The sequence below is a fragment of the Listeria sp. MAN/IMW/UF464 genome (assembly GCF_058683955.1).
The window spans coordinates 1128100-1142121 of the sequence record NZ_JBZWZP010000001.1 but is presented as its reverse complement, the minus strand read 5'-3'; the positions used below and the strand labels follow the sequence as shown (position 1 = coordinate 1142121).

The following is a 14022-nucleotide window of genomic DNA, read 5'->3' as shown; positions in this document are numbered from 1 at the left end:
GTTACTTATTGTGAAATGTAAATACCAAGTGGTCTTGATACACATTTGTGCCTGTTGTTTGTTTTAGTTACTTATTGTGAATTGTAAATAAAATAGCAATGCCACAAACGGAATACGACAGAATTAGTTTTAGTTACTTATTGTGAAATGTAAATTATAGACCTTTTCGACATTCGTTGGTTTAGTTTTAGTTATTCACTATGAAATAAAAGCTCAATTTATAATCTTTGCTCACATTTAAAAATTACAGTTTTAATTTACATCCCTTAAAAAAATGCCTTTAACAACCATTGACATTTACCAGCTCTCTCAAAAACTCAAACATAATCTGGAGGACATCAACATGAAAAAAGTTCTAATGCCACTTATGCTACTCGCAGTTTTATTATATGGGTGTTCATCACAAAACGAAGAAGTAACGAAAGAAACTGCCATTTCGAAGACGATTTCTATACGGGCGGACTACACTATTCCAGCAAATTTGGATGAACTAGCAGCCAACAGTGATTCTATTGTTAAAGTGAAATTTCTACAGAATAAAGACATCGGTAAAAATGGAAGTACGATTAGTGAAGTAGAGATTTTAAAAAACTACAAAGGTAATTTTAAAAAAGGCGAAAAAGTAGATATTTCGGAACCGTGGTATTTAAGTGATGATAAATATGTCGCGGTTGAAAACTATATTGCACTTGAAAAAAATGAAGAATATACCTTGTTTCTAAACGAGAGCGACGATAAAGTAAGTTCTATAGTCAGCCTGGGTTACGGTAAATTCAGTGAAAAACTCCAAGAAAAACAAGGCGTTCTGGCAGATTTTGACAAACTTGGCGAAGTTCAAAAATACGATTTTATTTCCGAAAGTAAGGATGAAGTAAAGAATTACCAAGCAATCAAACAACAAGTTTTCGAAAAATATCAAGATTCAAAGTAAAAAAGGCAAATGGTTTAGCCTAGTTGCGGAAAACTTAAAATTCCGTCATAATAGAAAAAAATGACGGGAGCTGATAAATTGATTATTGATGTATTGCAACATGTGCCGCACGAAGGACCTGGACTTATAGCGAATTGGGCGAGAGAAAATCAGCATCAGTTAAAGATACATACGTTATTTGAAGAAAATGAACATGTTCCAAAAGATTCGGATTTTTTAATTGTGCTTGGAGGACCGATGGGGATAAATGATACAGCTGAATTTCCCTGGTTAGTGGAAGAGAGGGCCTTGATAAGACGATTAAGTGAGCAAAATAAACCGGTATTTGGCGTATGTCTTGGTGCTCAGCAAATTGCAGCGACTTTTGGTAGTGAGATTACGGTAAATAAAGAAAAGGAAGTCGGCTGGTTTCCTATTAAGCGAACATCGGAAAAATTAGCGTTTTTTCCTGAATCGCTCGACGTATTTCATTGGCATCAAGATACATTTTCGTTGCCGGATGGTGCTACTCGTTTGTTTGCTAGCGAAGGCTGCTTAAACCAAGGCTTTATATACGGAGAAAATATTATCGGTTTACAATTTCATTTTGAAATGGAAAAGGCTGGAATAGAGACTATTTTGCAAATTGATGAGGAATTTATCACACCAGGTAAATACGTTCAAAGCATCGAATTAATGCGAGCTAAAAGTGTTCCTCGGGATAATAAGCAAATGTTAGAAGCTATTTTGGACTATTTAATAAAAGTAAAACCATCTGACTAAAAATCAGATGGTTTTTTCTTAATATCCAGTTTCAACAGAAGCGTTGACAATATACATTAAATCGTTCTTGTCTTCTTTATCTTCCAAGAAAATGCCGCTTGTTGTCATCATGCCGCCAGCCATTTTTTCGATTGTTACCGTACCATAAGGGATAATTGAGCGAATAGTATCTTCGTCTAATTTATCGGCATCGCATGGTAAAGCTAGTTTGATATTCACTACCATGTTTTGTAAATCGCCCTCTGGAAGGAGTCCCTGAATCCCGGGCATCGAATTAGTGAAAATCGCATTTCTTACAGCGCGTTCAGCCGCTTTAGTTATATTTTGGCCGTGTACATCTACACCAAAGCCAGTTTGAATGAATAAAATTTGTTCCATCATTGTCACTCCTTAAAGTCTTTTATTAAAGTTGCACCAGGTCGATTTTTTGCGTAGCCTTCCATCACTTCGGTAAAATGTAAGCCATCAGTATCAGAGGAATTAGCGAATATTTCTGCCATCTGTTTTCGCTGTGCAGCGCCGAGTTCATTTTCTAATTCTTTACCAGCTGTGGTCAAAAAAATACAGCGTTGGCGTTTGTCGCGAGTGCCTTGTTCAATTGTAAGAAGTTCGCGATCTTTTAACTCTGCAAGTGGCTGGTGTAAGGCTTGTTTCGATATTTCTAAAAAGGTTAAAAGTTCGTTAATCGTAAGTCCAGGCATCCGTGCAGTAAAGAACAAAATGCGATGATGTAATCTTTTTAGTGAATGTTTGGCAATAATTAAATCAGCGGTCTCTGTAAATGCTTTATAGCCGAAGTAAAATAAAGCGATTTGTTGATTCATGTTTTGCTCATTGTTCATAAATATACCCCTTTTTCTGTCAATATCAACAGTATAGCATAAATAGGGCGAAGGAATGATGGTAAGCGCACTACTTTTTTCCAATAAAAAAGCTTGTTTTTTAAGCTGAATTTGATAAATTTTTAAATAAATTGGAAACAGAAAGTTTAATATTAGTATTTGTAAACCTATATTTGTGTACAAAATGTTACGTTAATAGAATTTTCAATCTTTTTATTTTTGGGAAATAAAACGCTTTCTTTATTGATTTAAAGCGATTTGTCAATATTATAAACTGAATAATATGAATATTAAAGCAAATCAAACGTGAAATATTTTACGAAAACGTATTGAGAGTTAATTTTTATGACGTTATACTTTGGAAAGAAATCAACCATTAAGGAGATTATAAATGAAAAAAGTTCTAAAATTGTTTCTCGTAACTATTTGTATGTTTATAATGATCTATCCTACAACGGCAGTTCATGCAGATGAAACATCAGATGTCGTTAATATTCCTGATACAAACTTAAGAGCATATCTGAATGGATTACTCAAACAAACGACGAATGCTCCAATCACTAAAAGCCAACTAGCAACAATCAAAACCGTTACTCTTTCTGGAAGTAATTATACTGATCTTACCGGTATAGAAGAAGCGGAAAATCTTACAACACTGACACTTAACAATACAAACATTCAAACCCTAGAGCCAATTAAAAACCAAACATCTTTGACTTACATAACGGTTAGTGGTGACAATGTGAAAGATAGCTTTTTTGTAGATTTAAACGGGTTAGTTAATTTACAGAGCTTAAGTATTAGTGGCAGTGAAGTAACACATAATGTTTTTAATAATTTTAATAAATTACCGAAACTAACCTATCTGTACGCACAAAATTCAATGAAAATCACGGATATTTCTGCATTAGCCTCTTTGCCAGCATTAACAACGCTTTTTGTGCAATTTGATGGAATTGATGATTTTCGACCTTTAAATAATTTTGAGAGTTTTAAAAATGGTAACTTAAAAGCTTTAGCAGCATTTGGACAAAATACCGGGCGGACAAATCCGCGCATTACGCTTAAATCAGGCAAACTTGATTTTAACGAAGCAAACCAAACGTTATATTTACCATTTTCGATGATGCCAAAGCCATTAACTAGCTTTGATGGGACAGTTGCTCCTTTTTCTAAGTCAACCTCTGCAAGTAACACGTATTTAGGTTTTAACGATGTGGCACTTCCAAGTTCACGTCTTACAATTACAGATGATGGCATTACAGTAAGTGGCGTAACGAAAGAAGAATTTGATAACCTTGACGAAATTGAATATAATGCACGCTATGACTTTCCAACTGGCAGCTATCCGACACCACCAAGCATGACTTCATATACAATCTCCAGCGGAACATACGATCAGTATTTTGATATTAGCCACACTTTAGATTTAACAGCCGATGAAAGTTTTGACTATAACCAATACGATGCAATAACCGAAGAGCAATTTTTAAAAGATGTTCATGCTAAAACGGACGATGGCACTCTTGTCCAAAGTGACTTTAACCAAGTCGTAAAACTAGATGTACCGGGCGAATACACGGTCACATTAAACGCAGAAAATGCAGCAGGGCTCAAAGCAACCCCTGTGACAGTAAAAGTAACTGTACATGAAAAACCTGTTATCACAGCAGATCCTACCATTTCTTATAACAAAGCAACAACTAAATCAGTCGACGAATTTTTAACCGAGATTCATTCAGCTGTAACAGGAAACGCGACACTTACAAGCGATTTTAATAAAGTAGTAGATTTAACCACACCAGGAAAATACACCGTAACATTAAATGCTGAAAATGAGCGCGGCCAAAAAGCAGATCCTGTAACAGTTATTGTGACAGTCACTGATGCGGACGGCGAAACAGTTGACCCAACACCACCTACACCTGAAGAAAAGACCCCTACACCCGAAGAAAAACCCTCAACGCAAAATGAAAAATCACCTTCAGAACCTACAAAAAACCCAGACATACAAAGTGAAAACACAGAAGAACAAGTTACTGTGCAAGAAAAAGCAAATAATACTACATTAACAACTAATGAAAATGTAAGAACAAAAACAAACCAGCCAAAAACTAAAGCACTTCCAAAAACCGGAGATGCTGGATTCGGCACTCTTCCGTTAGTTTCAGCAGGAGCAATGCTTAGTTTGACGGCTCTCATTCTTTTCAGAAAACGCAAATCTTAAACATCTGAAAAGAAGCCTAAAATTATTTTTATAGGGTATTGAATACTATAAGAAAAGTTGTAGGAGGTTATGATTATGGAAAAATATCATCGTATTCTTGTAGCTGTAGATGGCTCGGAACCAGCGAAGTTAGCCTTTGAAAAAGGATTAGAATTAGCTCTGAAATTAGATGGTGTTCTTGGTATTGCAAGTATTGTTGATTTACGAGCTTTTTCTCCAAATGTTTCTTATGATGGAAGTTTAGAAGAAAAAGCGGAATTAGAACTAAAAACGAGCGTAAATGAATATGCCGACATTGCAAGGAGAGCTGGAGTGGCGAAAGTAGAAACTTTTGTAGCTAAAGGAAATCCTAAAATCTTACTATCGACTGATATTCCCGCAGAATTTCAAGCAGATTTAATTATTTGTGGAGCTACCGGAATGAACCGGGTTGAAAAACTTGTGCTTGGTAGCGTATCTTCTTATATTATGGCCCATGCGATTTGTGACACTTTAATAGCAAGATAAGAAAAGAGTAGATACTTTCATCTAGAAGGTATCTACTCTTTTTGTTTTATCAAAACGGATCAAAGTACGTATATTCCGTTACTCCACCTGGAACGGGTTTACTGATACGAGTTAGTTCATTAACTATTTTCTTAGCATCTTCACCAAATACTGGAAGAGGCTGATAGTTGTTTTCTGTTGTGCTACCATCGGAATTTTCGTAAGTAGGAACAATGGAAATATTTTTTAAAACAATTTTATTAGCTTCTTTTGTAAAACGCAATTGGAACATCGAGGTCATCCTTGAAAGGAGAGTTGGGTCCGCGCCAAAAGCAAAATCGCCCATACTGTATACAATATATTTATCTTTATATTTTTCGACACTTTCCAGGCGGTGGGGATGAGCTCCCATAATTATATCAGCACCAGCATCTAAAATAGCATGTCCAAATTGAGTTTGGTAGTTTGTTGGAGTTTCACGATATTCGACACCCCAGTGCATATTAACGATAACGAGCGTATCTTCTTTTTTATATTTTTTAACGTCTTTTACAATTCTTTCAAGATAGGCTGGAGACTGCTGACTCATTCGACAATCGTAGCCAAGCATCACAGTTTTCATTCCTTTAATCGTTGTTTCAAGCGGTGCATCGGAATTAAAAACAGGAATATTATTATCTTTGAAAGCTTTTAAAGTATCATCATAGCCAACTTGAAAGTAGTCTTTAGTATGATTATTTGCAAGATTCGCTGCGTCCACGCCACTCGCTGGTAAAAAGGCTACATGGGCTGGATCGCTTTTAATGCGCCACTTTTTATTTTCAGCTTTCGTAGCATTTGTAAAAGCACTTTCGGCATTAATTACTGTAAAGTCATCAGATTTAAACCAGGGAAGACAATTTTTAAATACATACGTATCAGTACCGTTATTTTTTTTGAATACATTATCAAATTTTAGGTTTTCTGGTGTTTCTGGATAGGTGCCAAATGAATTATCACCAACCATTGTTAACGTAACGACGCCGTTTTCTTTTAATCCTTGCTCGTTAGCCGCTGCTGCAGCATAAAACCAATCATATTGGCTTGTTTTTTCTATTTCAGTTAATTTTTGTTCGCTTAAAAGAAAGTTAGGATATACTTTTCCAAGCGCTTTTTCATCAGCTTTCCCAGTGCTATATGATTTTACGGCTTCTAAGCATGCTTGCAAGTTTTTGATATAGTCACTAGATTCATTTTTTTCGGTAGAATAGTTGTTCAGCTCTTTAATTAATTGATTCAACTCAGAAAGGGAAGCTTTGTCGGCTCCTGAATTTGCTAGGGAACTTAAGGTTTTCTTCGTTTTTGCTGAGATTGTTTTGAGATTAGCAGGGCTTATTTTTTTTTGAGTGGTGGTTTGGGTATTATTTTGTTCGGGTTTGTGGGTGGAATGAGTAATCCAAAAAACTCCTGCTATCAAGATAAATGCAAAACCAATGATAATAAAAGTAAGTGTCTTCAACTAGATGCCCTCCATGGTTTCATTTTCGCTGAGTACATGATTTTGTTTAAAGTAAAAGCCCAAAATAATTTGGGCTTTTACGGTGATTTTTATTTAGAACCTTTTTCTACATAGCTTAAATCATTTACATCGCCAATAGTGAATTTACCATCTTTGTAAGTGATTTTTGTAACACTTGCATTTTTAATTCCAGCTGGTGGAAGTTTATATCCAGGTTCAATTGTATCAAGAAGCGCACCAATACTTAAGCCGTGGGAAACTAGTAATACATTGCTGTCTCCATTTTTGCTTTCTTTCTTAGCAACTTCTGTTAAACCATCTTTTAGACGAGCTTGGATAGTTGCGTAATCTTCTGCAGGCCAGTTTTCGCCTTCTTTTACGCGAGTTTTATCAAGAGCAGCTACACTATCCGCAAATCCTTTTGGAGAGATACCAGCTTTTTGCCATTCTTCTAAAGTTTTACCTTGGCTTTTCGCAATATCAGTCCACATATTTTCATTTAAATCGCCTTCATAAGAACCAAAATTAAATTCGCGGAAACGTTCATCTGTTTCTACTTTTTTATCCGCAGATTTAGCACTTTCTTTCAAAATTAAGTTTGCAGTTTGGATGGCACGACCGCTATCACTACTATATGCAGCAGAGAAGTCAACGTCTTTCAAGCCTTTACCAGCACTTTTTACAACGTCTTCCCCAGCTGGAGTAAGAACTGCATCTGACCAACCTTGTACACGGTCAGTTGTATTTAACATTGTTTTACCGTGACGTACAACATAAAAAGTCACAGTACCATCTTTTTTAGTTTCTTTGGATGCTTTGTCTGCGTTTGAGTTATTTCCACAACCCGCAATTAGTAGTAATGCACAAAACACCATCATTAATTTCAAAATATTTTTCTTCATCTTATTCTCCTTTTTGTTAGTATTTAGCAAAATAAAAACCTAGATAAATCGAAAAATAGCCCAAAAAGCCAATTCTCCATTTATCTAGGTTATGCCCAAGTTGGTAACATTCCTGAATAAGGATATTTATTTATAGCTCGATTTTAGCATGAACGGAAAGCGTTTACAAGTCTGTTTTTAGTAAATTTTAAAAAATAAATGAATCTTTAGTGGATAAAGTGGCTTAAATGCTAGTGGTTTAACGTGTTAATTAGTTGGAAAATTTACTGTATTTTACATTTTAAAGATGTCTGAAGTATTACTTTTGATGCTTTATTTAGTACAGTTTGCGTTGTGTTTATTTGCTAAAGGTATTTAAGAATTAACTATCATGAGACATAAAAAAAGACCAGGATACAAATCCCAGTCTTTTCAAAACTCTTCTAAACCAACAAAACCACAACCAACGCCAAAACCGCCGGCAAGCCCTGCTTCACCAAAATTCCCTTAGAAGAAGTCGCCCCGCCAAACAGCGCCGCCACAACGACACAACTCAAAAAGAAAATCTGCACAGTTTCCGCAAATCCTGCTCCCGCGAAAAACAATCCCCACACAAGCCCTGCTGCAAGAAAGCCATTATAAAGCCCTTGATTCGCAAATAGTGTCTGTACTTTCTTATTCGCAAGTAGTTCCTTCTCGACACCAAACGTCTTGGCTGCGAGGTTGGTATTGGCGAAAAACATTTCTAAAATCATTATATAAATATGCTCGATCATTACGATGAAGGTTAAAATAAATGCTAAAATGGCCATAAATAATCCCTCTTTTCTACTCCGAAGTATAGCATAGCTTGTAAATTTTTCGTAAAAATAAAGCTTGAAACGTTGACTTATTGGCAAAATCTCCGTAATATCAAACGTAGACTACTTATTTTTGGTCTGAGAAGGGGGAAATTATATGCAGCAAGAAGCAACAGGTGGGCAGAAGATTCGCCCAATACCAATTATTGCCTCATTTTTGATGGCTGGTTTTATTGGACTATTCAGTGAAACTGCTCTTAATATGGCGCTTAGTGATTTGATACAGGTGTTTGATATTAGTTCAGCGACAGTGCAGTGGCTTACGACAGGTTATTTGCTAACGCTTGGAATATTAGTGCCGATTTCGGGATTGCTTTTACAATGGTTTACAACACGAGGATTATTTTTTACAGCAGTGAGTTTTTCGATTGCAGGTACGCTCATCGCGGCGCTTTCGCCAACGTTTGCGATGTTAATGATTGGACGCGTAGTGCAAGCAGTAGGTACGGCGCTATTACTACCGTTAATGTTTAACACGATTTTACTGATTTTCCCAGAGCATAAACGTGGCTCGGCAATGGGTATGATCGGGCTGGTAATTATGTTTGCACCAGCAGTTGGTCCGACAATCTCAGGACTTATTTTAGAAAACTTGACTTGGAACTGGATTTTCTGGATTTCCTTGCCATTCCTTATTATTGCGTTATTATTCGGAATGAAATTTATGCAAAATGTTTCGGTTGTTACGAAGCCGAAAATTGATATTTTATCGATTATTCTTTCGACGCTAGGTTTTGGTGGAGTCGTATTTGCCTTTAGTAGTGCGGGAGAAAATGGTTGGGGAAGCGCGACGGTATTAGTTTCAATTATCGTTGGTGGAATTGCGCTTGGACTCTTTGTTTGGCGCCAACTAACAATGGAAAAACCTTTGATGGACTTGAAAGTATTTAAATACCCAATGTTCACATTAGGACTTATTTTAGTATTTATCAGCTTTATTATGATTCTTTCGACGATGATTTTACTACCGCTATACTTGCAAAATAGTTTAGCACTCGCGGCGTTTTCAGCGGGACTAGTTTTACTTCCGGGTGGGGTGCTGAATGGTTTAATGTCACCATTTACTGGGCGTTTGTTCGATGCATACGGTCCACGCGCACTTGTTATCCCAGGGTTTATCGTAGCGGTTATTGCACTATTTTTCTTAACGAGAATAGAAGTTGGAACATCTGCATTAACTATCATCGTGCTTCATTCAGTGTTAATGATTGGGATTTCAATGGTCATGATGCCAGCACAAACAAACGGATTAAACCAATTGCCGCCAAAATTATATCCTGATGGCACAGCGATTATGAACACATTACAACAAGTTTCCGGCGCAATCGGGACAGCTGTTGCGATTACAATCATGTCTGCTGGACAAAAAGCGTATATGGAAACGGCGCAAGGGATGGGACCTGAACAAATGGTCGCTTCACTGACAGCCGGAATTCAAAATGCTTTTGTTTTTGGACTGATTATGGCTTGTATTGGTCTGCTGTGTTCGCTCTTTATTCGAAAAGCTAAATAATAAAGTGAAGAGAACTTCTCGTAATGAGGGGTTCTTTTTTGTTTTGACAAATGGGTTCTGAGTGGTTAAAATAATATTAAATATAGTTTATAAAGTTTGTTTAATAACTTTACGAATGGAGCGATTGATAATGGCACTTCCTCGTGATTTAAAAGAGCTGAATAAGAAAAATATCAAGTCAATTTTACGCCAGCAAGGAGCAATGACAAAAGCGGAAATCGCCGAAGTGACTGGGCTTAGTGTAGTTACAGTGAACAAGCTGATTCGTGATTTAGTGGAAAATGATGAGATTTTAGAACAAGATAATTCAGTTGCGACTGGCGGAAGAAGAGCTGTTTCGTATAAAATTAATCCTAATTTTCAGCAGGTGTTAGTTATTAGTTTGCAAGAAAAGTGGAAGAAAATTACTTATTCTTTTTCGGTCTATAATTTGCTTGGTGAGCCGGAGTTTGTGGAGGATATGTCTGGAGAGGATCTGGACATTACTGCGCTGAAACGGAATACGAAAGACCTTGTTTGTGCTTTTCCGAAGATTTCTTGCGTTGTAATTGGGGTGCCAGGGATTGAAATTGGTGGTAAGCTGCGCGCGATGGATTTTCCGCTACTTTTAAATGTGCAATTGCGGGAGACTTTGGAAGCGGAAGTGAATTTGCCAGTGTTGGTTGAAACGGATACAAATGCGGCGATTTTAGGGTATAAAAATCGGCCGGTGAAAGAGGAGAATATCGTTGGACTTTATTATCCGGAGCGTTTTCCACCTGGTGCGGGGCTTTTGATGAACGGCGAGATTTTGAAAGGGCAGAATGGGCTCGCTGGGGAGATTAAGCATATGCCGTTACAGGTGGACTGGGATAATTTTGACTTTTCGGTCGATGAAATTAAAGCGCATATTCGTAAAATGGTGCTCCTCACGATGAGTTTTTACGATCCGGAAACGATTGTGCTCTATACAAATTTTTATTTTGGGCAGAAGGATTTTACCGAGAAACTGACGGAAGAGTTGAAGCAAGTTTATCCGTATGCGACTTTGCCGAAAATTGTGTTGTCGCGTAAGTTTACGACGGATTACCGGATTGGGCTTTTGGCGTTTGGGATTGATTATTTGGAGAATAATATGACGGATTGGCGGATATAAAAAAAGAGCCCTTTGACAGGCTCTTTTTTACTTATTTAAAGAAATTCGGTAAATACTCTTTATGCGCTTCTAAAAGTTCGTCCAGCATTTCGCGGGCTACAGATTCGCTTGGAGTTAGTGGGTTGATTGTCATTGCAAGGAGCGCTTTGTCGTAATCACCAGTAACTGCTGCTTCGGCTGTTAGGCGCTCGAAAGTTTTGATTTCTTGGATGATGCCGTTGATAGCGATTGGAAGGCGTCCGCTTGCTAGTGGAATTGGGCCTTGGCGAGTGATAACACAGTTTGTTTCTACTGCGGAATCAGGGTCAATATCAAGGATAGCACCATTGTTACGAGTATTTACGATTTGAATATCGCGTTTGTCGTTATAGATAGAGTTAATTAGGTTACATGCTGCTTCACTGTAGTAAGCGCCGCCGCGTTGTTCTAATTGTTTTGGTTTTTCAGCAAGTTCTTCTTGTTTGTAAAGCTCGAAAAGTTCCGCTTCTACTTTTTTAACAACTTCTGCACGAGTACCATGTTCTGCGTATGCGCGAGCTTGGTCTTCCAGTTGTTGTTTTGTTTGCCAGTAGTAGCGCAAGTAGTCGATTGGAATCATATTAAGTGTACGTAAGAACGTTTTGTCCCAACCAGTTGCATTGATATTTTTAAGGCTTGAGCCAGCTTCATCTTCTGTCATTTTGAAAACAACATCTTTTGTTACGTCTTTGCCATTATGGTAAACAGTTTTCGCGAATACCATGTGGTTTAGACCAACGAATTCTACGTAAATTTCAGAAACGTCTACGCCAAGAGTTTCAGCGATGTTACGTTCGATGCCGATAGGACCGTTACATAAGCCGACAACTTTCTTTTGGTTACTATAACGAAGAACTGCTTCTGTTACCATTCCAGCTGGGTTAGCAAAGTTGATTAACCAAGCATCTGGGCAAAGGCGTTCCATGTCTTTACAAATATCTAAAATAACTGGGATTGTGCGAAGTCCTTTGAACATGCCACCTGGTCCGTTTGTTTCTTGACCAACAACGCCATATGAATTCGGGATGCGCTCATCTTTCACACGTGCGTCTAGTAAACCTACACGTAATTGTGTTGTTACGAAATCTGCGTCTTTTAAAGCTTCTTCACGGTCTAATGTTAAATGTACTTCCATGTCAACGCCAGCTTTTTCTACCATACGTTTTGCTAAATTACCAACGATTTCTAATTTTTCACGGCCAGCTTCTACGTCTACTAACCATAGTTCACGAACTGGTAATTCGTCTTGACGTTTAATAAATCCTTCGATTAGTTCGGGTGTATAACTTGATCCGCCACCAATAGTCGCGATTTTAATACCTTTAGTCATTATTTATACCTCCAAGGATATTTTTTTGAAAAGGCTTACTTAATTGTTAGTTGCCTTTTCTTCTCACAGTTATAGTATAGGAATATTATGAAAAAATAGCTAGTATTTGACGAGCTTTAGGTAAGGATTTTCTAAGTAGGAACTTGTCACATTTGAGTAACGAGGTGTTACATGGTAAAATAAAGCGAAAAGAGGTGCGGAAATGCTTTTTTTGGATAAAAATTTGGAATTAAATGATACAGAATTAGATATTTATAATTATATAGTGGCAAATTTAGAGAAAGTTGTTTATATGCGAATTCGCGATTTGGCGACGGAAGCGCACGTGAGTACGACGACGATTCTGCGTTTTTGCCGGAAATTTGGTTGTAATGGTTTTTCGGAGTTTCGCGTGAAATTACAGCTTTATTTGGAAGAGCAGAAGTTGGCGCAAATCGATATGGCGGATGAAACGACTTATATTGATTTTCTGAAACGGACGGCGCAACCTGAGTTTAAAGCGCAAATTCAAAACGCAGTGGAAATTCTCCGCGACCGTGAACTGGTTCTATTTGCTGGGGTGGGTTCATCGGGCGTAATCGCTGAATATGGCGCGATTTATTTTTCGTCATTATTCACGTTGGCGCTACATATTGAAGATCCGCTTAACCACCCGTTTTACCATTTATCGAGCAAATTATCCGATAAAATCTGCATGATTGCGATTTCGGTGGAAGGGGAAAATGAAGACATCATCAGATATATTCACCAGTTGAAGGCGCAAAATTGTAAAGTGATTTCGATTACAAATAGCGCGAAATCGACCATCGCGAGGCTATCTGATGCGAACATCGCTTATTATATTAATAAGGAAATGTATCAGGAAGCAAATATCACGTCCCAACTACCGGCGCTCTATACAATTGAAAATATTGCCCGGGAAATAAGAACCCAAATTGACAAAGAAAAAATGTAAAAAGCTAAGTTTTGCTTGGATTTCCGAGCAAAACTTTTTTTGTAACAAAATTGTCACTTACGAAGAATTTTTTATTTTGCTACGATAGTTCTTTGGAGGTGAAATTATGTACAGTAATATGAAAGAGAAGGTCGTTTTTACACTTATTATGTGTTCTTTAATGATTTTATGCATGAGCTCTTATAATATCTTTCTTGAAAATGGTATTGGCGCGGATTCTTTTATGATTATTCTAAAAGCGTTTGTTCCGTTTCTTTTTATTGGATTTTTATTAGACTTTTTTGTAGTAGGAAAAATCGCGTCTCGTCTGCACGCCCTTTTGGTAAGTGAGGATGCTTCGAAATTTAAAAAGATCATCATGATGCAATTGTTAATGGTTACGTTTATGTGTGTGCTTATGTCGACGCTTAGCCTGATTGTGAACCAAGGCGAATGGAGTCATCTAGGTATTCTTATTTTACGCAATTATTTTGTTGCTTTATTTTTGCAAATCGTTGTCGTTTCTCCGTTTGTCAGATTAATTAGTCCGCGGATTTTTGCCCTTTTGTAAAAATGAAAAACGCTTAGTCGAGTTTAGGCCCGGC

The 14022-nt window shown here is 37.2% G+C and carries 14 protein-coding genes and 1 CRISPR repeat array (1 of these 15 only partly in view); of the genes, 8 read left to right on the top strand and 6 right to left on the bottom strand.

Annotated features, from left to right (window positions below; all coding sequences use genetic code 11):
- Nucleotides 1-155: a CRISPR direct-repeat array (repeat unit 29 nt; unit sequence GTTTTAGTTACTTATTGTGAAATGTAAAT); it reaches 326 nt to the left of the window's first position.
- Nucleotides 156-343: 188 nt separating this feature from the next.
- Together AC4PG0_RS05785 and AC4PG0_RS05780 are read left to right on the top strand one after the other, a co-directional pair.
- Nucleotides 344-931, top strand: coding sequence for a hypothetical protein (locus AC4PG0_RS05785; protein WP_185324978.1), 588 nt, complete (start codon nt 344-346; stop codon nt 929-931).
- 78 nt (nt 932-1009) lie between these two features.
- Nucleotides 1010-1693, top strand: a complete 684-nt coding sequence (locus tag AC4PG0_RS05780) for a type 1 glutamine amidotransferase (protein ID WP_033533370.1) — start codon at nt 1010-1012, stop codon at nt 1691-1693.
- Nucleotides 1694-1711: 18 nt separating this feature from the next.
- Here the strand turns inward: AC4PG0_RS05780 and AC4PG0_RS05775 are convergent, their stop codons facing one another.
- A complete protein-coding gene (locus AC4PG0_RS05775; protein WP_033533369.1) occupies nt 1712-2071 on the bottom strand; it encodes a Lin0512 family protein in 360 nt (119 codons plus the stop codon).
- Between the two features lie 5 nt (nt 2072-2076).
- Nucleotides 2077-2535, bottom strand: coding sequence for a MarR family transcriptional regulator (locus AC4PG0_RS05770; protein ID WP_003760595.1), 459 nt, complete (start codon nt 2533-2535; stop codon nt 2077-2079).
- Nucleotides 2536-2926: 391 nt separating this feature from the next.
- On the opposite strand from AC4PG0_RS05770, the gene AC4PG0_RS05765 reads away from it, so the two are divergent.
- Both AC4PG0_RS05765 and AC4PG0_RS05760 read left to right on the top strand, forming a co-directional pair.
- Nucleotides 2927-4762, top strand: coding sequence for a LapB repeat-containing protein (locus AC4PG0_RS05765; protein ID WP_492167350.1), 1836 nt, complete (start codon nt 2927-2929; stop codon nt 4760-4762).
- A gap of 75 nt (nt 4763-4837) precedes the next feature.
- A complete protein-coding gene (locus AC4PG0_RS05760; RefSeq protein ID WP_003760597.1) occupies nt 4838-5269 on the top strand; it encodes a universal stress protein in 432 nt (143 codons plus the stop codon).
- Between the two features lie 49 nt (nt 5270-5318).
- Here AC4PG0_RS05760 and AC4PG0_RS05755 read toward each other — a convergent pair whose 3' ends face one another.
- From AC4PG0_RS05755 to AC4PG0_RS05745, 3 genes are all read right to left on the bottom strand, one after another.
- A complete protein-coding gene (locus tag AC4PG0_RS05755) occupies nt 5319-6746 on the bottom strand; it encodes a CapA family protein (protein ID WP_492167351.1) in 1428 nt (475 codons plus the stop codon).
- An 89-nt stretch (nt 6747-6835) separates the two neighbouring features.
- Nucleotides 6836-7648: a histidine phosphatase family protein gene (locus tag AC4PG0_RS05750; RefSeq protein WP_003760599.1), complete on the bottom strand. Its 813-nt coding sequence runs from the start codon at nt 7646-7648 to the stop codon at nt 6836-6838.
- Between the two features lie 422 nt (nt 7649-8070).
- Complete coding sequence (locus tag AC4PG0_RS05745; protein ID WP_010990458.1) at nt 8071-8439, bottom strand: DUF1304 domain-containing protein; 369 nt, start codon at nt 8437-8439, stop codon at nt 8071-8073.
- A 145-nt stretch (nt 8440-8584) separates the two neighbouring features.
- On the opposite strand from AC4PG0_RS05745, the gene AC4PG0_RS05740 reads away from it, so the two are divergent.
- Both AC4PG0_RS05740 and AC4PG0_RS05735 read left to right on the top strand, forming a co-directional pair.
- Nucleotides 8585-10000, top strand: a complete 1416-nt coding sequence (locus tag AC4PG0_RS05740; RefSeq protein WP_492167352.1) for a DHA2 family efflux MFS transporter permease subunit — start codon at nt 8585-8587, stop codon at nt 9998-10000.
- A gap of 130 nt (nt 10001-10130) precedes the next feature.
- On the top strand, nt 10131-11135 hold the full coding sequence (locus tag AC4PG0_RS05735; RefSeq protein ID WP_492167353.1) for an ROK family protein: 1005 nt from the start codon (nt 10131-10133) through the stop codon (nt 11133-11135).
- Nucleotides 11136-11166: 31 nt separating this feature from the next.
- Here the strand turns inward: AC4PG0_RS05735 and AC4PG0_RS05730 are convergent, their stop codons facing one another.
- Nucleotides 11167-12483, bottom strand: coding sequence for a 6-phospho-beta-glucosidase (locus AC4PG0_RS05730; protein ID WP_003726689.1), 1317 nt, complete (start codon nt 12481-12483; stop codon nt 11167-11169).
- Nucleotides 12484-12685: 202 nt separating this feature from the next.
- Between AC4PG0_RS05730 and AC4PG0_RS05725 the strand changes: the two genes are divergently transcribed.
- Entirely contained in the window at nt 12686-13438 is a 753-nt protein-coding gene (locus AC4PG0_RS05725) for a MurR/RpiR family transcriptional regulator (RefSeq protein ID WP_003760613.1), read from the top strand.
- A 106-nt stretch (nt 13439-13544) separates the two neighbouring features.
- Nucleotides 13545-13988 (top strand): DUF2798 domain-containing protein, encoded by a 444-nt coding sequence (locus AC4PG0_RS05720; protein WP_033837896.1) that lies wholly within the window; start codon nt 13545-13547, stop codon nt 13986-13988.
- Nucleotides 13989-14022 lie beyond the last annotated feature (34 nt).